The organism is Candidatus Hadarchaeales archaeon (genome assembly GCA_038823825.1).
Classification (GTDB): Archaea; Hadarchaeota; Hadarchaeia; order Hadarchaeales; family Hadarchaeaceae; genus JAVZGN01.
Map to the genome: position 1 here is coordinate 32,926 of JAWBCC010000001.1, position 21,541 is coordinate 54,466.

At 45.8% G+C, this 21,541-nt stretch carries 23 protein-coding genes and 2 tRNA genes; 14 read left to right on the top strand and 11 right to left on the bottom strand.

Annotated elements, in window-relative coordinates; all coding sequences use genetic code 11:
• Window position 1: 1 nt before the first annotated feature.
• Entirely contained in the window at window positions 2–913 is a 912-nt protein-coding gene (locus tag QXF64_00145) for an FAD-dependent oxidoreductase (GenBank protein ID MEM1688910.1), read from the bottom strand.
• A gap of 77 nt (window positions 914–990) precedes the next feature.
• Entirely contained in the window at window positions 991–1,368 is a 378-nt protein-coding gene (locus tag QXF64_00150) for a desulfoferrodoxin (GenBank protein ID MEM1688911.1), read from the bottom strand.
• 84 nt (window positions 1,369–1,452) lie between these two features.
• On the opposite strand from QXF64_00150, the gene QXF64_00155 reads away from it, so the two are divergent.
• Entirely contained in the window at window positions 1,453–2,115 is a 663-nt protein-coding gene (locus QXF64_00155) for a hypothetical protein (GenBank protein MEM1688912.1), read from the top strand.
• A gap of 9 nt (window positions 2,116–2,124) precedes the next feature.
• Here QXF64_00155 and QXF64_00160 read toward each other — a convergent pair whose 3' ends face one another.
• The 3 genes from QXF64_00160 to QXF64_00170 form a co-directional block, all read right to left on the bottom strand.
• Window positions 2,125–2,727, bottom strand: coding sequence for a PH domain-containing protein (locus tag QXF64_00160; protein ID MEM1688913.1), 603 nt, complete (start codon window positions 2,725–2,727; stop codon window positions 2,125–2,127).
• A 5-nt stretch (window positions 2,728–2,732) separates the two neighbouring features.
• Window positions 2,733–3,443 (bottom strand): PH domain-containing protein, encoded by a 711-nt coding sequence (locus QXF64_00165; protein MEM1688914.1) that lies wholly within the window; start codon window positions 3,441–3,443, stop codon window positions 2,733–2,735.
• Window positions 3,444–3,499: 56 nt separating this feature from the next.
• A tRNA-Ile gene (locus QXF64_00170) sits at window positions 3,500–3,577 on the bottom strand.
• Window positions 3,578–3,651: 74 nt separating this feature from the next.
• On the opposite strand from QXF64_00170, the gene QXF64_00175 reads away from it, so the two are divergent.
• From QXF64_00175 to QXF64_00185, 3 genes are all read left to right on the top strand, one after another.
• Complete coding sequence (locus tag QXF64_00175) at window positions 3,652–4,566, top strand: ABC transporter ATP-binding protein (GenBank protein ID MEM1688915.1); 915 nt, start codon at window positions 3,652–3,654, stop codon at window positions 4,564–4,566.
• On the top strand, window positions 4,563–5,813 hold the full coding sequence (locus QXF64_00180) for an ABC transporter permease (protein MEM1688916.1): 1,251 nt from the start codon (window positions 4,563–4,565) through the stop codon (window positions 5,811–5,813). Before QXF64_00175 ends, QXF64_00180 begins: the two co-directional genes overlap by 4 nt.
• Window positions 5,814–6,156: 343 nt before the next feature.
• Window positions 6,157–6,873 carry a glycoside hydrolase family 2 TIM barrel-domain containing protein gene (locus tag QXF64_00185; GenBank protein MEM1688917.1) on the top strand — a complete coding sequence of 239 codons (717 nt, stop codon included), beginning with the start codon at window positions 6,157–6,159 and terminating at the stop codon, window positions 6,871–6,873.
• A 9-nt stretch (window positions 6,874–6,882) separates the two neighbouring features.
• On the opposite strand, the gene QXF64_00190 is transcribed toward QXF64_00185, so the two are convergent.
• The 3 genes from QXF64_00190 to QXF64_00200 all read right to left on the bottom strand — a co-directional run bounded on the left by QXF64_00190 (window position 6,883) and on the right by QXF64_00200 (window position 11,283).
• Window positions 6,883–8,682: a PKD domain-containing protein gene (locus QXF64_00190; GenBank protein MEM1688918.1), complete on the bottom strand. Its 1,800-nt coding sequence runs from the start codon at window positions 8,680–8,682 to the stop codon at window positions 6,883–6,885.
• On the bottom strand, window positions 8,682–10,739 hold the full coding sequence (locus QXF64_00195; protein MEM1688919.1) for a glycoside hydrolase family 2 TIM barrel-domain containing protein: 2,058 nt from the start codon (window positions 10,737–10,739) through the stop codon (window positions 8,682–8,684). The genes QXF64_00190 and QXF64_00195 overlap by 1 nt, the downstream gene beginning before the upstream one ends.
• A gap of 76 nt (window positions 10,740–10,815) precedes the next feature.
• Complete coding sequence (locus tag QXF64_00200) at window positions 10,816–11,283, bottom strand: hypothetical protein (GenBank protein ID MEM1688920.1); 468 nt, start codon at window positions 11,281–11,283, stop codon at window positions 10,816–10,818.
• A gap of 115 nt (window positions 11,284–11,398) precedes the next feature.
• Between QXF64_00200 and QXF64_00205 the strand changes: the two genes are divergently transcribed.
• A complete protein-coding gene (locus QXF64_00205) occupies window positions 11,399–11,881 on the top strand; it encodes a hypothetical protein (GenBank protein MEM1688921.1) in 483 nt (160 codons plus the stop codon).
• Here QXF64_00205 and QXF64_00210 read toward each other — a convergent pair.
• Window positions 11,882–11,956: transfer RNA gene (locus tag QXF64_00210), tRNA-Lys, on the bottom strand. It lies immediately after the preceding gene.
• Between the two features lie 88 nt (window positions 11,957–12,044).
• On the opposite strand from QXF64_00210, the gene dph5 reads away from it, so the two are divergent.
• From dph5 to QXF64_00255, 9 genes are all read left to right on the top strand, one after another.
• Window positions 12,045–12,836: a diphthine synthase gene (gene dph5 / locus QXF64_00215; GenBank protein ID MEM1688922.1), complete on the top strand. Its 792-nt coding sequence runs from the start codon at window positions 12,045–12,047 to the stop codon at window positions 12,834–12,836.
• Window positions 12,820–13,077, top strand: a complete 258-nt coding sequence (locus tag QXF64_00220; protein MEM1688923.1) for a DUF357 domain-containing protein — start codon at window positions 12,820–12,822, stop codon at window positions 13,075–13,077. The genes dph5 and QXF64_00220 overlap by 17 nt, the downstream gene beginning before the upstream one ends.
• Before the next feature lie 73 nt (window positions 13,078–13,150).
• On the top strand, window positions 13,151–13,816 hold the full coding sequence (locus QXF64_00225) for a phenylalanine--tRNA ligase beta subunit-related protein (GenBank protein ID MEM1688924.1): 666 nt from the start codon (window positions 13,151–13,153) through the stop codon (window positions 13,814–13,816).
• 9 nt (window positions 13,817–13,825) lie between these two features.
• Complete coding sequence (locus QXF64_00230) at window positions 13,826–14,041, top strand: hypothetical protein (GenBank protein MEM1688925.1); 216 nt, start codon at window positions 13,826–13,828, stop codon at window positions 14,039–14,041.
• 125 nt (window positions 14,042–14,166) lie between these two features.
• Entirely contained in the window at window positions 14,167–15,216 is a 1,050-nt protein-coding gene (gene pabB, locus QXF64_00235) for an aminodeoxychorismate synthase component I (protein ID MEM1688926.1), read from the top strand.
• A gap of 3 nt (window positions 15,217–15,219) precedes the next feature.
• Window positions 15,220–15,984: an aminotransferase class IV gene (locus QXF64_00240; protein MEM1688927.1), complete on the top strand. Its 765-nt coding sequence runs from the start codon at window positions 15,220–15,222 to the stop codon at window positions 15,982–15,984.
• Between the two features lie 61 nt (window positions 15,985–16,045).
• Complete coding sequence (gene ilvC, locus QXF64_00245) at window positions 16,046–17,032, top strand: ketol-acid reductoisomerase (GenBank protein ID MEM1688928.1); 987 nt, start codon at window positions 16,046–16,048, stop codon at window positions 17,030–17,032.
• Between the two features lie 108 nt (window positions 17,033–17,140).
• The gene (gene ilvD, locus QXF64_00250) at window positions 17,141–18,817 is read left to right on the top strand and encodes a dihydroxy-acid dehydratase (protein ID MEM1688929.1); all 1,677 of its coding nucleotides are present in this window, start codon (window positions 17,141–17,143) and stop codon (window positions 18,815–18,817) included.
• Window positions 18,818–18,879: 62 nt separating this feature from the next.
• Window positions 18,880–20,028, top strand: coding sequence for an aspartate-semialdehyde dehydrogenase family protein (locus QXF64_00255; GenBank protein ID MEM1688930.1), 1,149 nt, complete (start codon window positions 18,880–18,882; stop codon window positions 20,026–20,028).
• A 7-nt stretch (window positions 20,029–20,035) separates the two neighbouring features.
• Here QXF64_00255 and QXF64_00260 read toward each other — a convergent pair whose 3' ends face one another.
• Window positions 20,036–20,680 carry an N-glycosylase/DNA lyase gene (locus QXF64_00260; GenBank protein ID MEM1688931.1) on the bottom strand — a complete coding sequence of 215 codons (645 nt, stop codon included), beginning with the start codon at window positions 20,678–20,680 and terminating at the stop codon, window positions 20,036–20,038.
• Window positions 20,677–21,540, bottom strand: a complete 864-nt coding sequence (locus tag QXF64_00265; protein ID MEM1688932.1) for an ABC transporter permease subunit — start codon at window positions 21,538–21,540, stop codon at window positions 20,677–20,679. The genes QXF64_00260 and QXF64_00265 overlap by 4 nt, the downstream gene beginning before the upstream one ends.
• Between the last annotated feature and the right edge of the window lies 1 nt (window position 21,541).

Here is a 21,541-nt window from a genome sequence, read left to right on the forward strand (position 1 = left end):
CCTACTGTTTTAATCGCTGTAGATACTCATAGGCTGAAATTGATGCTTTTGCTCCTTCTCCAGCCGCAACTACGATTTGTTTTTGTGGGACATTCGTCACATCTCCAGCCGCAAACAACCCATCCACATTTGTACGACATCTTGCATCAACTATTATCTCTCCTTTTTCGTTCAGTTCTACCAAATGGCGTACAATGTCTGAGTTTGGGATTTGTCCTATTTCGATGAAGACCCCATCCACTGGTAATGTGAACTTCTTTCCTTCTCTTTCGACAACAATCTCTTTTACAAATCTATTTCCCAATATCTCCAGTACTTTTGTGTTTGTCAATATCGCGACCTTGTCGCTTTGTATAACTTTCTCTTTCATTATTTTGTCGCCCTTTAACTCAGAGGAAATTTCTATTAGATATATTTGTCTAGCGATTCTCGTAAGTTGCAAAGTCGCATCAAGTCCAGCATTTCCTCCTCCGATCACAGCCACATTTTTGTTCATAAATAAAGGAGCATCACATGTCGCACAATATGTGACCCCACGATTTTTAAATTCGTCCTCACCAGGCACACCTAGTTTCTTAGGTTCGGTCCCGGTGGCGACTATCACAGATCTGCTTTTGTACCGACCCCTCGTGGTTTGAACTTCAAAACCTTCGGGGATTTTTTCAATATGTTTGGCCTCTTCGAAAAGAATTGTGATGTTGAAAGCACGGACATGTTCTTCAAATTTTTGGGCTAGCTCAGATCCGGTTATGAACTGATATCCAGTATAATTTTCTATGTTTGCACTCCAAGCAGCTTTGCCTCCTATGTCTTTTGTTATTAAAACAAAATTTACTCTTTTTCTCGCAGAGTAAATGGCTGCAGTTATTCCCGCCGGACCGCCACCAACTATAATAAGTTCGTATATCGTCATACATCACCCGCCCTCGATTTTTGTTCCTTTGTTCGGCGCATGTCCGCATCCACACAACTTTATCTCAGATAAACCGTTTAGCTAGATCCCCAAAGACCGTGGATGTTACAGTATTCCCTCGATTTTACCTGTTCTTCTTGTACTGGAAAGAAAGCTTCTGGAGCATCGCCAGGCTTAAGGAATTTTCTGTACGATCCTCTATCTGTAACGAGCTCTATCCATTCTATGTAGTGTTTTTCTTCCATCGGATGGGGTATCGAGCCCACTTTGACTATTACCCCACCTTTAACCCTTTCGATTATCGGGACATGCTTTTCCTTGCCGACATCTACGGTTTTTTCCTGCAAGAGCTCCATCGGTTGTCCGCAACAAACAAGCTGTCCAGCACCAGCGTGAAGCACGGTCACAATGTTTCCACAGATTTTGCATCTGTATACTTGGCTAATTTCAGTCATTTCATCAAAGTACTTCCATGAGCAGCGTTTATATAGATAACGGAGCTTTACCTGTTAATAGCTCGAAAAGCGAGCTTATAGTTGATGGAAAAAGTCATATGCTTAGTTTCCGGTGGAATAGACTCTCCACTTGCTTGTGCTTTAGCATCGAAAAATTTTGAGATAATTCCACTTCATTTCTGTGTTTATCCTTACGTGAGTGACGAGACATTTTTTACAACAATTGAAATTCTCAAGAAGTTGAAAGACAGATTAGACGTAGAAAAAATTCTGATTTTTCCTTGGTCTAAAATTCTGCGCAGAATTTCTCATGCTGGTGGAAGGTACACTTGTGTTCTTTGCAGAAGGGGGATGCTGAAAGCTGCAGAAGCGTTATGTGAGAGAGAAAAATGTTCGGCGATAGTCACCGGGGAGTCAATCGGTCAGAAGGCATCCCAAACTCTTGACAATCTTGCCGTGACATCATTTGGGATCAAGTTTCCGATCATTAGACCACTTCTGACGATGGACAAACTCGAGATAGAAAGAGAGGCGAGGAAAATTGGAATTTGGAGCGAGAAACATGCCGGATGCTGTACTGTTGTTCCGAGATATCCCTCGACAAGCGCAAAAACAGAAACTGTGGAACGCTTATTCGCGAAGATCGGATTAGAAAAAGAAATTGAAAACGAGTTGGGCAATGTTGTGGAAATTCGTAGTTTTAAAGACGTAGAAAAATTTCAAAATTCACTGAGAAAAGAATCTTGATTTAATTGTTCAAGCAGTTTTTTCCAGAATTTTTCTTATCTGCTTTAATTCCTCCAAGATTTCTCTTTCCAGACCCACCTGAGCCTGCGCAAAGAGAGGCCTGTTTTTTACAGATTTTAGGATGATTTCCCGGATTTCCAAAAAATTTGGAATCCCCCATATTGACGCTTCAGCCCCTCTCGTTCCAGGTCCAGCAGTGCCACCAGCGGCCCCAGTGTATCCGGCGGTATATATGTGAACGGATCCCAGACCAAAAAATCGGGAAATCGGACCCTGTATCACATCAGCACACATAACGCGAGAATAAGGAACTGTATGTTTCATTTTCCACCAAACTCCTCGCTCTACTGTTGTTTCGTCTTCCTCTATTGTGAAGAAAATAGTGTCGTAGTATCGCGGAATCCAATATGCAACAAACAAAATACCTATTGTGACAATGCCGAGAGGTATAAATGTAAATATTTTGTATTCTCGCCAGATTTCCGGAGCGAATTTGTATGCTCCCCAGACGGGTATGCTAGCAATGAAGAAAAGCGGCAATCCAGCAAGTAAAAGATAGATCCCATAGACCTTCTTCAGATTCGGATCGGGTTTGAACTTATTTTGGACCATACTTTTCACTCAAGTCTCTTTCCACAGTTAGGACAGAATTTTGCCTCTTTAACACTTATCCCCGCACCACAAAACGGACAGTAGCTCACTCCGGACGCTTTAGGTTGTTTTTCTAAACTTTTCGCGATTCTTTTTAGATAGGGTGCCTCTGCGTATTCTTCCTGATATTTAAATATAATGTTCTTTACAGCGAATGGATCTTTCACACCATAGACGCAAGTAGATGGGCTAGCAACAGGAACGACTTGCCCTCCGACTGGCCCTCCGACGACAATAGTTCCGGAAGGTCCTACTCTTCCTCCACCCGCCTGCCATCCGACCATTCCGGTTCCAAGTCCGGATTTCGTTATCGGTATTACATTTCCGAAGCCGAAAATCCTACCAATTATGCCTTGGTCTACTACAACATCAGATATGTCGTCGTATTGGATTTGTCTAGATGAGATAGTTATGAATTTGCGATAGATCACGATTCTTTTATTTGTGAGATAGTAAGTAAACGCTTGTGAGTAAAAAATCACTGCGATTATCCCGATTATTCCGAAAAATGTTACTAGTATTCCCAACCACCAGAGATAGCCTAGAAGAATTAGACCGATTATAAAAATGATCCCTGAAAGAATGAAATGGCCCAAAAAAGCTAGCCTTTGTGGTTTTAAAATTTTTAGTAGCTTTTCTTTTGGGAGTAAAGATATTGGGAGTTTTTCTTGTGCCATTCTGAAAATAATTGTACACTAGGATTTAAAATAGATGCTTCTGAGATTTCGAAATCTGGTGGGCCCGCTGGGATTCGAACCCAGGACCTCCCGGTTATCAGCCGAGCGCTCTAACCAAGCTAAGCTACGGGCCCAACAATCAAATTTTCACATGTTTTCCTCATAAAACTTATTTTTGCCTCTATCGGTATAAAATCGGGGGGCGATCGTGAGAAGAAAAGTGATAGAGGTTAGAAATCTTGTCAAGCGGTATGGCAACATTTTAGCCCTGTCTGGAGTTTCCTTCGATGTCTATCGTGGAGAGATTTTTACAATGGTCGGTCCGAACGGCGCCGGCAAAACGACTACGGTCGAAATCCTTGAATGTCTTAGAAACCCGACGAGTGGAAACGTGAAAATCTTTGGAATGGATATCGAGGGGCACGAAGAGGAGATAAAACAGCGGATTGGAGTTTTACCACAGGAATTCGGTACCTTTGAGAGACTTACAGTAGAAGAAAATATTCGCTTTATCGCAAAGATTTATGAACGCAGAGTTGACGTCTCAAATATTCTTCAGACCCTCGGCTTGCTCGAGCATCGAAAGAGAAAATTTGGAGAGTTATCTGGAGGGATGAAGAGACGCGTAGGAATTGCCATGGCTCTTGCATCCTGTCCAGAAATAATCTTTCTTGATGAACCGACTACCGGTCTTGATCCTCAAGCAAGACAGGAGCTTTGGCAAACAATAAAGAATTTGAGAAAGGAAGGCATGACAATTTTTCTGACTACTCATTACATGGAGGAAGTAGAAGCTCTCGCGGATCGAGCTGCGCTGATTCTCAATGGTAAAATATTGATAACGGATTCTGTGCGATCCCTAATTTCCAAGTATGGCGGTGGTTTCAGGGTGTCTATTTCGGAGAAAAGAGGCATAAGAATTTTGAGGAAAGTCGGCGAAAAAATCGTTCAGCAAGATGGTAAAACAACAGCGTTTTTCAAATCTCGCGAAGACATGCTCGAGGCTTTCCTTTATCTTAGTAGGCATGGTCTGAAACCAGAAATGAAAGAACCCTCTATGAATGAAGTTTTCCTGAACTTGGCAGGAGGGAGAATAAACGAGCATGGAGAGTTGATACAGTGAAGACTCTTCACTTAACTGTAGTGCTTTTTAAAAACTGGATCAGAAGCAGAATGGGGGTTTTCTTTTCATTTCTCTTTCCGGTCGTTCTCCTTTTGATTTTTGGATCAGTCTTTGGAGGAGGAGCCGGGAGGTACAGCATATGGGTGCAAAATCGAGACTTGGAAAATGGGTCTCCGAGCGACCTATCGATTGCCTTCATATCCGCAATGGAGAATTCGGGTGTTTTCTCAATCAAGATGATACCACCCTCTGTCGAAATCTCGAGCTGGGTTAAGGAGCACATACCTTCGTTTACCAGCTACAGAGTTCTAGTGATACCGGAAAATTTCGGGAAAAAGGCTGCCGAGAAGGGCATCAAGGTCCGTGGCATGATAATTCTGAGTAGTTTAGATCTGATAGTCGAAACTTATGGGGAATATATGGATGAGAACAATCTTAGATCCATTCAAGAAGGCAAATCGGCTCTGGAGAACTGGGTAACAGGAATTACACCTGAGGAAGCAACACTTATTTTATATGTTCAAGAAGGAGATGCATCGGCTCAAGTAGTTAGCAGCGCAGTGCAGAGCATAGTTCAAGCATTCAACAATTCTCTGATAAGCGCACAATCGGTTATCGAGGTGAAATTTACAACGCTCTCGGAGAGAACGCTCAAGCCGGCAGATTATTACGTGCCAGGATATACCGCAGCTTTCATAATGACGAATGGTGTAATTGGTTTGACATCGAACATTTCCGAGTTCAGGCGAAATGGAATTCTTAAAAGAGTGGCCGCAACACCTCTTTCGAAGAAATCTTGGATTCTGGCAAATCTGATTACGCAGGTCATACTTGCTTTTCTTCTCACGATTATAATGATTTTTTTGGGACGCCTAATATTTGGAACCAGCGGAACCCCAGACATTTTCTTCATTTGCTTGGTTCTGCTGGGAGCAACCCTTTTCTGCGCAATAGGTATAACTATGGGAGGATTGATAAAAGATGTCGAAGCAGCTAGCGCAGCGGGGAATCTTGTTGCGTTTCCGATGATGTTCCTTTCTGGTGCGTTTTGGCCAATAGAGATAATGCCAGAAATTTTGCAGACAATTGCAAAGTGTATGCCTCTCTATTACTTCCATCAAGGTCTCAGGCAGACACTCATCCTCGGGAATCCTGCCGGTGCTCTAACATCTTTCGTTGTACTCGGGGCTCTTTCTGTAGTTTTCGTTTTATTGGCTGTGAAAATCACAAAATGGAAAGAAATATAAAAAAGAAAAAAGCTAGAGCCACGATAATCAGATTTTTCTATCTACCCGCGGCTCTTCTCTTCTGCCAGCAATCCCGGCAGTAAACCGGTCTGCCCTCCGTCGGCTTGAAGGGGACCTCGCACTCGGCACCGCAGTCAGAACAGACTGCTTTATACATTTGCCTTGGTCCTCTTCTGCCGAACCTTCCATATGCCACTTTTCCTACTTCTCCTAGAACTTCAGCGAGAAACAGCCGAAAAGCTGTCCCGGGTTTCCCAGGTTAATCTCGCTGTAGTTCTGCCTTCATTTCTATGCTTCCAGTATATAAGGATTGTTAGGTATCACGTTTCTATCCCTTCACAAGTTGCATCGTCATTCCGCGCTGAATGATTTTAAAGAGTATGTGAGGAGGTTCAAGGATCATCCAGCAGTCTTGATGTGGTGTGTTGGAAATGAGGTCGAGTTTCAGATTCAGAATTTATGGCCGGGCGACGAAACGAAGCTGAGGGACTGGTTTTCGCTTCTGAATGAATTGGCAAAAGCAGCTTTTGAAGTCGAGGGTCAATCCTACCATCCAGTTATAACCTCAGCGGCGGAAATTTATGTCATCGGAGAAAATTCGATAGGATCTGATGACGGTTCTTTAAAGTTTCTAGATGCTTGGGGAGCGACTCTTTTCCGTGGTAGGTCTTTTGAAGGGGCTTTTGATCAGTTCAGAAGCAGAAGCTTGAAACCTCTCGTGGTCACCGAATTTGGAATAGACGCTTGGGACAATCTTCAGAAAAAAGAGGATGAAAACGCTCAGGCTGAGTACGCCAAAGATCTTCTGAGGGAGTTATTCGAGGCTGGGGAAAGAATTCTTGGCGGATGTTATTTTGAATGGACAGACGAATGGCAAAAGAGCGGAAATCCCAGCGCACACGATATTGGAGGATTCTCAATGCCATCATTCCCGGACGGCGTGGCAAACGAGGAATGGTTTGGTGTTTGCAGAGTTCTTGAGAACCGCGCGGGAGGCGTAGACATCCTTCAGCCGAGGTCAGTTTACAATATTATAAAAGAGAAATATCTCACCAGCTAAAAATTCTGTTTAGTAATCTTCCACGACGATGTGAAGCGTGAAAGTCTCGCCCGACTGCGCAGTCGATGTACCTCCGACTGTCAGTTTTAGATATCTGGAGCTTCCTGGAGCAAGCACGAGCGGGTAGATTACCCCATTAACAAAGACGTTTTGTCCATCCATAGTGTAAATGTTTGACCAGAGTTTACCTCCTGAAGCATCCCAAGCGTCGCAGATAACCTTCAGAGTTTTAGTCTCGCTGGTGCTGTTGTTCAGAAGAATATTAGTTATGGTCACCGATCCTATGCGTGGAATGTTAACCGCAGACGGGATACCAGAAAGAGTCACGACTCCTGGAGGTGGAGGAGGCGGAGGAGGTGGGGGTGAAATGGGTGAGGAAACAACTATCGTCAAGCGACAGGAAGCAGAGGTTCCGCTGTTGTCGATCACCGTGAGTGTCACCGTGTAACTTCCAGGATTTAAATATCTGTGGGTGGGGTTGCGATCTGTTGAGCTAGTTCCGTCTCCGAAATCCCAGATCCATCTCACTATATGACCGTCCGGATCGTACGAGTTGTCAATGAATTGTATGGTGTCAGAGGTCGTCGGAGAAGTTGGAGAATACGTAAATCTAGCCACCGGCGCACCAACAACGGAGACTCTTTTTACAAGAATTATGTAATCGATATAGACGATCACATTTTTTCCGGTGATGCCGTCCGAGAAAGCGATGTTCCACGGAACTCTTATGTTGGAGAGGTCTTCCCCAAATGCTCCTAGTGGAATAACTACTCTACGCCACGAGGTTGTGATATGTGCGTAGTCGCTTACTCTGACTTTTCCTCCTGTGCCATAGATGTCTTCAAGAATTATCTCAAAGTCTTCGCCGCCTCTTTCTCCTTTTACCCAGAACACTAGGTTTTCATAATCGGAGAGATTTTTCGGGCCGCTCGTGAATTCACAGTAAAATCCAGCCCACCCTCCGCTTATGTTTGAATAGATAAATTTCCAAGCTTTATCGGAGTCAGACTCCCATCCGCCAGTCTGAATCTCGAGCAGCGAAAGATGTTGTCCGTTGTTTGGATGTCCGTAACGAGCCGGAGCACCGATATCCTCACCCATTCCCCCATCCCAGTAGATAATGTAAATTAACTCTGAAGGCGGAAGCGATACAGAGACAATAGTCTCGAATCTTCCCTCATTCCCGTCATTGTCCACGACTGTGAGGATGACCCTGTATGAGCCCGCTGCATGGAAAATGTGTGTTGGGTTCTGACTTCTGCTGAAGGTTCCATCTCCGAAATCCCAAAGCCAACTTACGATATGGCCGTCTGGATCGTACGAGTTGTCGATGAATTGAAGAGTGTCGAGCACCGTTGGATGTGGGGGAGAAAATATGAAAAATGCGCGGGGGATTCCTGAAGGTCTCACTCTTATAACTTTAGTTTTTGTTGCATTTTCACCGGCATTATCGGTTACGAGCAGAGTTACTGTGTATTCTCCATCCCTCAAGTATCTGTGTGTGGGGTTTTGTTCTGTGGAACGGGTGTTGTCGCCAAAGTCCCAAAGCCAACTTACGATATGGCCGTCTGGATCGTACGAGTTATCGATGAACTGGACGACCTCGTTTTCTTGCGGTTCAACGTTATCACCTGTCAGAGAATCAACAGACCACGTGAAATCTGCGACTGGTGGGATATTGACAACGGGTTTGGGTCTGGGTCGTAATAGGAGAACAAAGATTATCACAGTGAGGATGATCACTATTGCGAGAACATATATGAAGCGAATTTCGCCGTATACACGTTTTTCTTCGTGTTTATCTTTCATTACGTCCACTTCTCCTTGAGAGCGTAGTACGCAAGTCTAGGAATCTTGACGGGACTTTCGAGCGAGGTGAGCTTCATTATCCCCCACCATTCCTCATTCATGTTGTTCTGGCCGGCGACGTAGTCGTAGTAGTTGGGATTCGCCCAAGTCGCCAAATTGTCATGGATTTCATAATTTCCGGCCTTCCACCACTCATCGGACCACTCGAAGACCGTTCCTCCAATGCAAACGCGATTTTCGTTTTCCGCGCTCAGATTTTCTGAAATTTCATCCCAAAGATTTTCTATATACAGCTTCTGCATGAGCTGGTTCTCTGTGTTGTCCCTTGCGTCCAGAGCATCGCACCCCCACTCCGCCAGAAGAAGGGGTTTGCTACTCTTGACTTTGTAGTTGCTGAAGAGATTGCCGAAAGAGGAACCATAATACACGTTTACTCCCCATATGTCCAAGGACGTCAGGTTTTCGTCAGCCGAACCGATGCTTGGATCCCCTATACGCGTGATGTCTTGGTTAACTGTCATAACAGGATGGTTGTCGTCTACTTGTTTGGCGGCAAATGCCACAGCCTGAACGAGCGAGAACCAGTTTTCCTTTCTCGCCGGGTATACATCGACCTCATTTCCGAATGCCCACATCAGAACTGCCGGGTGGTCTTTCCATTTATTAACCAGTTTGAGAAAACCTTCTTTCAGGTTCTCTCTCACCCAGCTTTTACTCATGTCTACGGATCGATCCACCCAGTATCCCATGATAACATATAACCGTTGGCTCCAAGCGGCATCCAGAATATCTCGGTTTTCTAATATTGCATGCTGGGGCGGTGGGACAAAATTTTCCCACCGGACGAAATCTACATAAAACGTCTGGTTTGTTTCCACGGTGATCATGAAGGGACTGTAAACTTTGTCAAGATTTTCCCAGTTCTCTGCAGGAATAGTGATCTCCTGCCAGTTGTTTGTTCCATCCCATCCAAACTGGCTGATGTAATAACTCTGGATGTTCCCCTTCGGAGCCTCAATCTCGATCTTCAGGTTAACGGGTGTCTTAACCCAGAACTTCAAAGCGGAGGCGCCAGAGAGGTCAACGGTGTGATCATGCGGGAGTGCGAGAAAAAGACCCCAGCCGGCATAGCTCCCAGAAGGCTGTGTGAGGAAGCATCTCCCTCCTTCGGGAACGTTGCCCGGTCCGAACCCAGTATATCTGGCTTCAAAATAGCCACCCCCCCACGTTAGGATTTTGACGCCTCCAGGTATCCCGCCATCAGAGTAAGGAGAAAAACCGGTCCATCTAACTTTGTCTATGTAAAACGTTCCGCTAGTCTCCATCGTTATTTTGAAAGGACAGTAGACTTGGTTCAGGTTACTCCAGTGACTGGCGGGAATCGTTATCTCTTGCCAGTTGTTTGTTCCATCCCAGCCGTAATTGCTTATGTATTTAGTCTGTGTGTTTCCCTGTGGTGCTTCTATCTCAACCTTCAGATTTGCGGTAGTTTTGACCCAGAATTTGAGCGCCGTAGCACCAGAGAGATTTATTGTGTGAGCAGAAGGGTTCGCTAGGAAAATTCCCCAGCCAGCCCAGTTTGCGCTCACAGTTTTAAACGATTTTGTTCCTTCGGGAGGGGTTATTTCATGTGTTTCTGTGAAGCTTCCACCACCCCCTTGCCATGTCCAGAGATAGGAATCCAGAGGAATTCCATCGTCGTGGTAAACCCAATAATAGGCATCGTTAAAGTAGGTTACGCCGGCATTATAAGTTCTGATGGTATTCGCTCCCATGCTTCGGATGTTCTCGAAATCGTTTTCATAGATTTCTTGCGCATGCCACCAGAAGAAGTCGGGCCCCTCTCCTGGCGGAGTTGGTGAATAGCAAACCCCTTTTACGGTGAAAGGAGATCCGTTTACGAGCAGCCGACGTCCGTCTACGGTCACGACTGTTTTCTCGATGATTTCTGCGGAAAATTTTGTCTCACAGTATGTATAGTAAACCACACCAGAGGCCACCGATGAGAGAACAAGAGAAGCAAGTATGATCGCAAGCGGGCATGTGTTTTTTTGCATATCATCTCACCTTTTCTTTTTTTGGGAAAAATAAAAGGGCGGTGAGCCGACAAGGCGGCTCACCTTTCTAGCCCCTCTAGTAGAGCGCGTTGTCCATCAGATAGAGCTGCAGGTTGTTCCATGAGTTGCCCGGAACGGCTGGACCAGCATCTCCAACGGTGACCTTTAGCTCCAGTGATTGGCCGCTGTTAAGGGTGAATCCATAGTTGACTCCGTCTGCCCAGACTTTGTTGGCTGAAGTTGGCCACGGATAAGCGCAGGCATACCACAGTCTGTCTCCAGTAACGCTATCAACGTTACTTATCAGGGTCAAAGTTTTTGTCTCTCCGCTCTGGTTATAAACAGTATATTTGATATTTGCAGCTCCGTTGTCGGGTATCTGGAAATTCGTGTTTTCCATCACTCCCCAGACTCCGACGTTTTCAACTATTGTTGCGGTAAAAGTCGTTGTCTGGTATGTGTAGAGAACTGCACCGGACGCGACTGCAGCTCCGAGGACCACGAGCAACCAGAGGGGAACGATTCTTCTTGTAGCTCTTTTCATTTTTTACCTCCGATTGCTCCTGATTTTCGGGATATTTAAAAGAGTGGAGCTAATTTTGGATATTTTTTGAAGACGAACGGAGAAATTTTATTAATTTCACAGCTAAGAGCTACTTATGTTGCTCAGAGATTGGATTGCGCCGATGTTGGGAATTGTGGGCGGGATCCTTGTCTTATTGAGTGTTTTTGCCCCATGGTATCCTGCTAGCGGAAGGTTCACTTTCTCATGCATAACTCTGCTCATGAAAAGGAGCGGCGGCCCTCTCATGTTCCATATTTTTCTGCTGTTTTTCGGAGGGTTCATCCTTTTGTTTGGCGGAATTCTAGCAAGATTTCTATCGAGGAAAGACATGGGGAATATTTTTTTCATCGGCTCCGTTATCGGAATAATCGGGGTCGCGTTAACCCTTTGGTATCTGAAAGGTGGTTTTACATTAAGTAATCCGGCGCCCGGCTTGTACATGTTTTTCTCTTCTCCTGTTGGGTGGTGGAGGCTGCTTACAGATCTCTCGTACGGGTTTTACATGGCGATTGCTGGAGTACTGGCGGGGATTTCTGGATTTTTCCTCTCGACTTCGTGGCGTGAAAGGAAAGATTAGCGGGCCCGAGGGGATTCGAACCCCCGACCTGCCGGTTAAGAGCCGGCCGCTCCGACCAGACTGAGCTACGGGCCCGTCAGTTTGTTATTAGTTTTCCAAAAATTTAAAAATCAAGCCACATCTGTTATTAACCAATTTGGGCTATCCTTCTTCGGAGGAGTCGATGGTTCTGGTGTTTGTTGGCCTTGGCCTCGAAAAAGGAGGGATTTCACTACGTGGGATAGAAGAGGCAAAGAAGGCCGATGCGGTATATCTTGAGACATATACCAGCATAGTTCCCGGGTTAAGCGTCTCTTACTTGCAGGAACTCACAGGAAAAAAAGTGAAGGTACTGGACAGGAGGGTGCTTGAGGAGGAGCCTCATGAGATTCTCGAAAAAGCAAGGGATGGCAGGGTGGTTCTACTAATTCCGGGAGATCCAATGGTCGCCACAACTCACATCGATTTGAGACTGAGAGCCGCAAAGATGAACGTGGAAACAAAAATAGTTCATGCAGGTTCGATTCTCTCCGCCGTGGCCGGGGTTTGTGGGCTCCAGAGTTATAAATTCGGTCCCTCGGCAACAATTCCCTTTCCGGACAATCCCTCAGCAAGACCATATGAGGTTCTCGCGGATAACAGAAAAAGAGGATTTCACACCCTTCTTTTTCTAGATATCCGGGCTGAGGAAGGAAGGGTGATGAGCGCAAACCAAGGGATGGAGATAATGCTTGGGCACGAACTCGTGCGCCGGGAATCGATTTTCACTCCGAAGACTCTTGTGGTAGTTGTGGCTAGGGCAGGTTGCGAAGATGAGTTGGTCAGAGCTGGCAGAGTGGAGGAAATGCTGGGTGTGGATTTTGGTCCTCCGCCTCACTCTTTGGTGGTTCCTGGCAGGCTTCACTTCATAGAAGCTGAAGCTCTGAAGGTTTTTGCTCGTGCGCCGGAGGATGCCGTAGATGAGCTTGTCGGATGACCTCTTGAACGAAATTGAGAAGTGGAAGGCGAAATTAGATAAAGGTATCTTGACCGCTGCTCCGATCGATTCAGTAGGTGAAGCAATGCTTTCGAATATAAAAGCGTATAGACAAGACTGCGATCACTTTCTGAGGAAGGGGGATCTGGTTAGGAGTTTTGAGTGCTTGGTCTGGGCTTGGGCTTATCTCGAGATTGGACAGAATCTTGGACATATTGTGAAGAAATCTCCGTCTGCATAGACCCGAAAATTTGCGATGGATTTCTTTAGATAGACAGATTTAAAGCATGCTTTGATGATAGATTGGGGAGAGCATGAAGCTTGATGAAATAGTGAGAGAAAAATACCCGAACTTTATCGCTGGATACGTGCTCGCTACCGGCGTGACCGTAGAAACGGATGTGGAAACCCTGAACAATAGATTGTCATCTGTGCTTTCCGAAATCAAAGCCAAGTTCGCGCAGACTCAGGTAACGGAAATACCGGAGATAAAGGCTTACAGAGAATTCTTCAAGCAGATGGGTAGAGACCCGTCGAGTTTCAGACCCTCTGTGGAGTATTTGCTTAGGAAAACGCTCGAAGATCAGTTTCCGAGGATAAACAACGTCGTGGACTCCTGCATGCTGGCTTCCGTTGAGCACATGGTGTCGGCCGGAGTTTACGATCTTCAGAAAGTTGTGGGAGAGCTCCGAACGACTCTGGCCAGTCCAGACGATAAACCGATAGAGTTGATAGATGGTCGGAAACTTCAGCCTCTGCCCGGCGAGATAGTTTTGAAAGATGACCAAAAGATACTTTCGGCTTACACACTTGGCGACTCGAAGATAAGCAAAATAACCTATGGGACATCTTCCGTGATTTTCGTTCTCTGGAATGCGCCGGGGATTCCGAGAGAGAATGTTGAAAGAGCAGTCGAGAGTCTTGCGCTTTACGCTAGGAAATACTGCGGCGGTTATGTGGACAAAAAAGAGATTCTGTGAGAGTCGGAGATGTATCCGCTCAGTCTACTGGGCATCGTCCTGATCCTGCTCGGTTTAGCTTTTCTCATAGCTCCGATAATTGCGCGCTATTTTGACGTGGAGCGGATTCCTTCTTGGCTTATTTACGTTTATCGGTCAGATGGTTTCTACTTCGTCACCTCGCCGATCTTGATCCTGATTTCTTTCGTTTTGCTTATACTTCATCTGCTGGAGGTTCTACGGTGACATCAAATTTTCATACCGTTCATATTCGGAAAGGTATGAATTCTGAAAATACGGCTATATTGGGGCCTGGCTGGGGACTCGGTAAATTTCTGACATTTTTCGAAAATCCAGTTGAGGTGGTGATCATGAAGGGATCAATTCGTAGATTTTTTAGAAAATTGTCTACGCTTCTTGACGATGGTTTGATTGGAATCGGATATTTCGGCTACGAGCTTTCACAGGATTTCTTGCCCGTAAGATTTCGTGCGAATAAGCTAAAGATTGGAATTCCACCATCGGCGTTCATGTTTTTCGACGGCGGTGCCAAGATTTCGAAAATGTTTGTAGGAAAAGACGGTGAGACAAAAATAGAACCAACGATTGAGAAGAGAGAATTCCTCCGAATGGTCGAAAGAATAAAGGAATACATCGCGGAGGGCGATGTGTATGAAGTCAACATCTCGCAGCGTTTCGACTTTGTAAGCAGCTGTAAACCTTTGGAAATCTTTTCAAACCTCATTAGGGCTCAGCCCGCACCTTTTACGTGTTTTCTCGATTTTTCAGATTTTCAGATAATCAGCGGATCTATGGAGCTCTTTCTGAAAAGAAATGGAAAAAGAATTATGACCAGACCGATAAAGGGCACCAGACCGAGGCATCCGAACGTGAGGATTGACAGAGAGATGGTTAAAGATCTCAGAGAAAGTGAAAAGGAAAGAGCCGAGAATCTGATGATAGTTGACCTCATGAGGAACGATTTGTCTAAAGTCTGCGAATTTGGAAGTGTTCGAGTTACGAAATTATTTGAAGTTGAGGGTTTCTCTACTCTCTATCAAATGTTCTCAGAGGTTATTGGCAGACTGAGAAACGGAATGAGTTTGCAGGACATCTTGGTGGCAACGTTTCCGCCAGGCTCCGTTACCGGGGCGCCCAAAATGCGGGCAATGGAAATCATCGAAGAGCTCGAACCACACAGAAGGGAACCATACTGTGGTGCAACGGCGGTTGTCATGCCAGCTGGAGACTTCACAATGAGTGTTGCGATAAGGACAATGGCAATGAGAAATGGTTATGGGGCTTTTTGGGTTGGCGGGGGAATAACATGGGACTCGGATCCGGAGGCGGAATATGATGAGACCGTTGTGAAAGCCGTTGCAACCTGCAAAGCCCTGGGATTGGAAAAACTTGAGGTGTGAGGCTTGATTTGCAGGTCGACGCTTTACGGGGAAGGGGTCTTTGAAACTTTCAGGTGTTTTCACGGTCTTCCCGTTTTTCTGAGGAAGCACTTTGAGAGGATGAAGATGGGAGCCAAGCTTCTTAGAATCCCGACTCCGGGCTGGAGGGAATTCAAACAAACAGTTAAAGAGAAGATCGATGTCTCTGCAGATCTGCGCGTGAAGGTCTGTCTGTTTTCATTTGGATCGCAAGTGTTTGATGAGAAACCTAAGGAAAGCGAGCTCGTCTGCTTTATTTCAAGATATGAGCGACCAAGAAAACCACTTAGATTACATTTGGTTTCCTTTCCGAGAAACTCGAAGTCACCAGTCGTCAGGATAAAATCTCTAAACTACTTGGAAAACGTTCTCGGGAGAAGAGAAGCCAAGGAAATGGGTTTTGATGAGGGACTATTCTTAAATGAGCGAGGAGAAGTCGCGGAATGTTGTGCTTCAAACATCTTCTGGATGAAGGACGAGGTCATTTATACACCCGATGAATCTTGTGGTCTTCTTCCGGGAATAACCCGAGAATTGGTTCTTTCTCTTGCTCCCAAGCTAGGATTTAAGGTTAAAGAAGGGAGATACGGACTGAAAAATTTGCTGGAGTCCGACTGTGTTTTTTTGACAAATTCTCTCATCGGGGCGCACAGAGTTGAAGAGATAGAAGGTTTTAAGATTCGGGGAAAGAATAAAAATTTTGCAGAACTACAGCTGGAAATCTTCCGCACACTGAAATGGCTTCCGTGAAGAGCCGAACGAACAGACATCTTTTTATTCTTTCACTTTTGATTTCTTTCGAGGTGGACATTTGGCAAAAATATATTATGACAAGGATGCGGATTTGAGTATCCTAAAGGACAAGACTATTGCGATTATAGGTTATGGAAATCAGGGACATGCGCAGGCGAACAATCTGCGCGATTCCGGTTGCAGGGTTATAATCGGAAGCATAAGAGATGCGAGTTATGAGCAAGCTGTCCGCGATGGTTTTGAAGTCTATTCGATTTCGGAAGCGGCTGAAATCGGAGATATTGTCCACATGCTGATTCCAGATGAATATCAGGCCGAGGTTTACAACAGGGACATAGCAAAACACATGAAACACGGGAAAGCTCTCTGCTTTAGTCATGGGTTTAACATTCATTTCAAGCAGATCGTTCCCCCCAAAGACGTCGATGTTATAATGATCGCTCCAAAGGGACCGGGCGCTCTTGTTCGTCGTATGTATCTTCAGGGAAGCGGAGTTCCGGGCTTGCTTGCCGTTGAACAGGATGCAAGCGGTATGGCTAAACAGATCGCTCTGGCACTGGCGAAGGGCGTGGGCTTGACTCGCATAGGCGTTATTGAGACGACCTTCAAGGAGGAGGTGGAAACCGATCTCTTTGGTGAACAGGTAGTTCTCTGTGGTGGCGTAACTGAACTCATAAAAGCAGGTTTTGAGACGCTAGTCGAAGCGGGATATCAGCCGGAGGTCGCTTACTTCGAATGCCTGAACGAACTCAAACTGATAGTAGATCTAATCTATGAACACGGCATAGAAGGTATGTGGAAAGCAGTAAGCAATACGGCAGAATACGGCGGAAGAACGAGGGGTCCGAGAATAATAGATTCTCATGTTCGGGAGACTATAATGAAGATTCTTAAAGATATCCAGAGCGGAGATTTCGCGAGAGAATGGGTGGAGGAAGCCAAAAAGGGAATCCCAACGCTCAAGCGCATGAGGGAAGAAGGAAAAGAGCATCTCATAGAGAAGGTGGGGAGAGAACTTCGCAAGTGGGCGGGAATAGAAAAGTAAAAGTGCAATCTGTGCTACCGCCGCGTGAATATTCATAGTTTTCGTTTTTTCCCAAAGATTGGAAAAATTTTAAATTGAAACAGTTCAAAGGATACGCCGGAGGTTGCCTTGAAGTTTAGGAGTAAAGAGGTTGTTGAGGGACTTGAAAGTCTGCCCAGAAGAGCACTTCTGAAAGCGGTTGGAGTAACCGATGCGGAGATGGAAAAACCTTTTGTCGGGATAGCGAATTCTTATACGAACGTAGTTCCCGGTCACATTCATCTTCGTGAGATTTCCCGCGCAGTCGCGGAAGGGGTAATTGCTGGTGGAGGAATTCCTTTCGAGTTCAACACAATTGCGATCTGCGATGGAATAGCGATGGGAACAAAAGGGATGTGTTATTCTCTTCCATCCCGGGAGCTTATTGCCGATAGCGTGGAGACGATGGTCGAAGCACATAGATTTGATGCTCTGATTTGTGTGGCAAGCTGTGACAAGATAGTTCCTGGAATGCTTATGGCAATCGCCAGACTAGACATCCCGGCGATAATGGTGACCGGGGGGCCAATGTTTCCAGGTAAGTGGCAGGGACAGAACCTAGACGTCATAAGCGCTTTCGAAGCTGTTGGTGCTGTGAAAGCTGGGAAAATGACGCAGGCGGAGGCTCTAGAAATCGAAGATAGGGCTTGTCCGGGGTGCGGCTCATGTGCCGGTCTCTTCACAGCCAACACAATGGCATGTCTCACAGAAGCGCTCGGCATGTCTCTGCCGGGAACCGCGACAGCCCACGCAGCAGACGCAAAGAAAATCAGACTAGCCAAGAGGGCTGGACTTCAGGTGTTGAAACTTCTTAAGATGAAACTCATCCCGAGCAAAATAATGACGCGCAAAGCCTTTGAGAACGCGATCACAGTGGATATGGCTTTAGGAGGTTCCACGAACACGCTGCTCCATCTTCCGGCAATCGCCAATGAACTCGGAATAAATTTGGATTTGAATATTTTCGATAGAATAAGTCGACGCGTTCCAACGATTTGCTCCATACGACCAAACGGTCCGCATACGATGTGGGATCTCGAACAAGCGGGTGGGATCCCAGCTGTTATGAAGCGTCTTGGTAAGCTGATCTGTGGAAGTCCTCTCACGGTAACCGGCCGAACAGTTGCTGAAAATCTTAAGTATGTCAAACTAGTTGAGACGGACGTCATAAGACCTCTCGGCAGACCATACATGAGAGAGGGGGGCATAGCGGTTCTTTACGGCTCACTTGCTCCGGCTGGTTCGGTTGTTAAATTTGCCGGCGTTCCACCCCAGATGCGCAAGCACAGAGGCCCGGCAAAAGTTTTTGACAGCGAAGAAGACGCAGTCAAGGCGATCTATAATGGTGAGGTAAAGAATGGCGACGTTGTGGTCATAAGGTATGAAGGGCCTAAGGGAGGACCTGGCATGAGGGAGATGTTGGGCCCGACTTCTGCGATCTCTGGCATGGGTATCCGGGCAGCTCTAGTAACAGATGGGAGATTTTCTGGGGGGACTAGAGGACTCTGCATTGGTCATGTCTCCCCAGAAGCAGCTGAAGGAGGACCGATTGCGGTGGTCAAAGATGGCGACGAGATTCTGATTGATCTTCCGAATAGAAAAATCGATTTGTTAATTCCGAGAGATGAGTTGGAGAGCAGACTTAAGAGGCTAAAGCCTAAACCACCAAAATTCAAGAAAGGATATCTTGCTTTTTACTCTCGCATAGTTTCTTCAGCAGCCGAGGGCGCAGTCAGGAAAATCGCCAAACTTTCTAACAAAATGTAAAGCTTCTTAAAGTCCTATCAAAAAAGTTAAAAACTTTTCACTGTTTATTCTGCTGGAGAAAAATGCAGAAACTGAAGGTTGGAATTCTGGGTGCGACGGGCGAGGTAGGCCAGAAGTTCGTGGTAAATCTTCAAAATCATCCATGGTTTGAAATTCAAAGTCTTTTCGCCTCAGAAAGGTCTGCGGGCAAGACATATGGCGAGGCCTTAGGTTATGGAACTGACTCATCAAGATGGTTTCTTCAAGAAGAGCCCCGGCCAGAGATCTTGGAGATAAGAGTAGAAAACGTCAAAGAGGCGGTCAGAGAAAAGTGTGATCTCATCTTCTCCGCTCTCCCTTCTGAGATAGCTCTAGAAATAGAGGGAGAAGTCGCTAAAGAAAAACCGGTAGTCAGCACAGCCTCCGCCTACAGATATTTTGAAGACAGTTTCACATACCTTCCAGGAGTCAATGAAGATCACGTGCAGATGATAGAAGTTCAAAGGAGAAACAGGGGATGGAAGGGCTTCGTTGTTCCTCAGCCAAATTGCACAACAATTGGGCTGGTTTTATCTCTGAAACCGATTTACGATGCCTTCGGTCTGGAGAGCGTGATAATGGCCTCAATGCAAGCTGTATCCGGAGCCGGTTATGAAGCCGTCGTTGAATGGGCAAAGCAGAGATCGGAAGTCGGTTCGAAATTACCATCCGTTCTTCAGGAGTACAGACCGAGAATGTTCGAAGGGAATGTGATTCCATACATAAAGGGCGAAGAAGAGAAGGTCAAGAAGGAAACGGTGAAACTCTTAGGTCGCTTTGACGGGGGTAGAATAATTCCAGCAGATTTAAAGATCACGTGTAAGTGTAACAGAGTTCCGGTTCATCACGGTCATACAGAGTCGGTCTTCATCCAGACGAGAAAAGATTGTTCTGTTGAAGATTTGATAAATGTGTGGAAGAGTTATAAAGGAGAACCACAGAGACTTGGTCTACCGACTGCGCCCAAGAACCCGATTGTTGTGATGGAGGAAAGAGACAGACCACAACCTAGGTTTGACGTGCTCATTGAGGGAGGAATGGCCGTAGTTGTCGGAGGAATTGAAGCCAACTGTTTTGAAAGAGGTTTCCAGTACACCGTGTTGTCCCATAACACGGAGTTGGGGGCAGCAAAAGGAGCCGTTCTAGCTGCAGAGTATCTCTACAAAACCGGATGGATTCCGCTGCGAGCATGAAAAATTTTCACTTGAAGACTTCACCTGTTTTTCTGTACCAAAGCACGAAATCCAAATGCGACATGGGAATTCCCAATTCATCCGAGAATTTTCTCATCTTTTGCTCGATCGAAAGGTAAGTTTTTTTATTCAGGTTTTTTGGAATCTCGTCTATAACTCCGAATTCCAGCAGGCTTCTGAGTATATGCCTGTCGAGTATCGCCAGATCTCTCCCCCAGCCGATATTTCTCAGAAAGTGGCTGGCTTCTTTGTATCCAAGCCCCTTGACCTCTTTTACAAGGAATTCTCTGGCTTCCATGGGATTATTCAAGAATTTTGTAAGCTCTTCTCTTATCACAAGTTTTCCACCTTTTGTGAATCTCTTTCTGGCTTCAATGATATATCTCGCCTTTTTTCTCCAGAATCTTATCGGACGTAGAAATTCCGCAATTTCTTTTTCTCCTCCAGAGAAAAGTGTCCGACTTTTTTCGAGTTTCTCAACTGTCTCCCAGCAAACTTTCGCTTTCGACTGAGGCGTAAGAAGGCAGAAGGCTAGCTCAGAGAAGACTTTCTCATCGTCTGTTCTCCACGTTTTTTCGAACTCCCGAAGCCTGCGCTCTATTTCGCTTTTTATTTTTCCATGAATTTCGAGGAGTTCTGTCTTCCCCTTCAAGCGAATTCCCTTCTTTCGGTTAGGATAATGCTCGCGAGGAGGAGAAAAACTGAGTAGGAGAGTAAGAGTATAGAGCTCGTGAGAGGTTCTGGGGTCTTTATCTGAGCCGATATTCCGAAAGCGCCATAAACGCTTTCGAGGCTCACATTGTAGGTTGCGCTTATCGCGTCCGCGGCTCTGTCTGGCATGAACCATGGGTCATAGCCGGCGTAAACCAAAGACGTTGATATTATGCTGAAGATGATCATGTATGTAAGTAGCGTGGCAACCGTTGCCCCCATGCCTCCTCGCATCAACGAACTGAAGATGAACGTCATTGCAACCATGAAAGTGGCCACGGCGAAAGCCACTCCCAGGGATCCGAGCATTCCGAACGGTACCGTGCCGTATAGTCCAAGAATGGAGAGAGCGGAAACCGCATAGCCAACTGCGAGGAGGGATATCGTGGCTATCAGACAGGCGAAATATTTACCCGCCACGATTGTTTTTCGCCCCACCGGTGAGGAAAACAGAAAGACTCCTGTTTTTCGCTCAAACTCTGAAGCTATTGCATCTCCAGCGAAGAATACGGAAAATAGGAGGGCTATAGACGGTCCAACAGAGCCAGTAAAGACTGCGAAAAACTCCGGACTATCTTTTATTCCGTACTGATCGAGGATCATCTCTCCGGTTTCCCTAGGAATATTCTCAGGCAAACGTTCGAGAAGACTTTCACGCATCTTTCCCGGAATGTCTATAGAACGGTAAAGAAAGGTCATCAGAAAGGTCGCGAGTAGAACTGCTGCCAACGCTCCGTAAAAGCGCTTTCTTCGCAAATGTTTCAGCAGCTCATACTTGAAAACAGTCTTGAACTTGTTCATG

Excerpts from the sequence above, each read along its gene's own strand:
- QXF64_00145 (MEM1688910.1), bottom strand. The coding sequence starts at position 913 with ATGACGATATACGAACTTATTATAGTTGGTGGCGGTCCGGCGGGAATA.
- QXF64_00150 (MEM1688911.1), bottom strand. The coding sequence starts at position 1,368 with ATGACTGAAATTAGCCAAGTATACAGATGCAAAATCTGTGGAAACATT.
- QXF64_00155 (MEM1688912.1), top strand. The coding sequence starts at position 1,453 with ATGGAAAAAGTCATATGCTTAGTTTCCGGTGGAATAGACTCTCCACTT.
- QXF64_00160 (MEM1688913.1), bottom strand. The coding sequence starts at position 2,727 with ATGGTCCAAAATAAGTTCAAACCCGATCCGAATCTGAAGAAGGTCTAT.
- QXF64_00165 (MEM1688914.1), bottom strand. The coding sequence starts at position 3,443 with ATGGCACAAGAAAAACTCCCAATATCTTTACTCCCAAAAGAAAAGCTA.
- QXF64_00190 (MEM1688918.1), bottom strand. The coding sequence starts at position 8,682 with ATGAAAGATAAACACGAAGAAAAACGTGTATACGGCGAAATTCGCTTC.
- QXF64_00195 (MEM1688919.1), bottom strand. The coding sequence starts at position 10,739 with ATGCAAAAAAACACATGCCCGCTTGCGATCATACTTGCTTCTCTTGTT.
- QXF64_00200 (MEM1688920.1), bottom strand. The coding sequence starts at position 11,283 with ATGAAAAGAGCTACAAGAAGAATCGTTCCCCTCTGGTTGCTCGTGGTC.
- QXF64_00205 (MEM1688921.1), top strand. The coding sequence starts at position 11,399 with ATGTTGCTCAGAGATTGGATTGCGCCGATGTTGGGAATTGTGGGCGGG.
- dph5 (MEM1688922.1), top strand. The coding sequence starts at position 12,045 with ATGGTTCTGGTGTTTGTTGGCCTTGGCCTCGAAAAAGGAGGGATTTCA.
- QXF64_00220 (MEM1688923.1), top strand. The coding sequence starts at position 12,820 with ATGAGCTTGTCGGATGACCTCTTGAACGAAATTGAGAAGTGGAAGGCG.
- QXF64_00225 (MEM1688924.1), top strand. The coding sequence starts at position 13,151 with ATGAAGCTTGATGAAATAGTGAGAGAAAAATACCCGAACTTTATCGCT.
- QXF64_00230 (MEM1688925.1), top strand. The coding sequence starts at position 13,826 with ATGTATCCGCTCAGTCTACTGGGCATCGTCCTGATCCTGCTCGGTTTA.
- pabB (MEM1688926.1), top strand. The coding sequence starts at position 14,167 with ATGAAGGGATCAATTCGTAGATTTTTTAGAAAATTGTCTACGCTTCTT.
- QXF64_00255 (MEM1688930.1), top strand. The coding sequence starts at position 18,880 with ATGCAGAAACTGAAGGTTGGAATTCTGGGTGCGACGGGCGAGGTAGGC.
- QXF64_00265 (MEM1688932.1), bottom strand. The coding sequence starts at position 21,540 with ATGAACAAGTTCAAGACTGTTTTCAAGTATGAGCTGCTGAAACATTTG.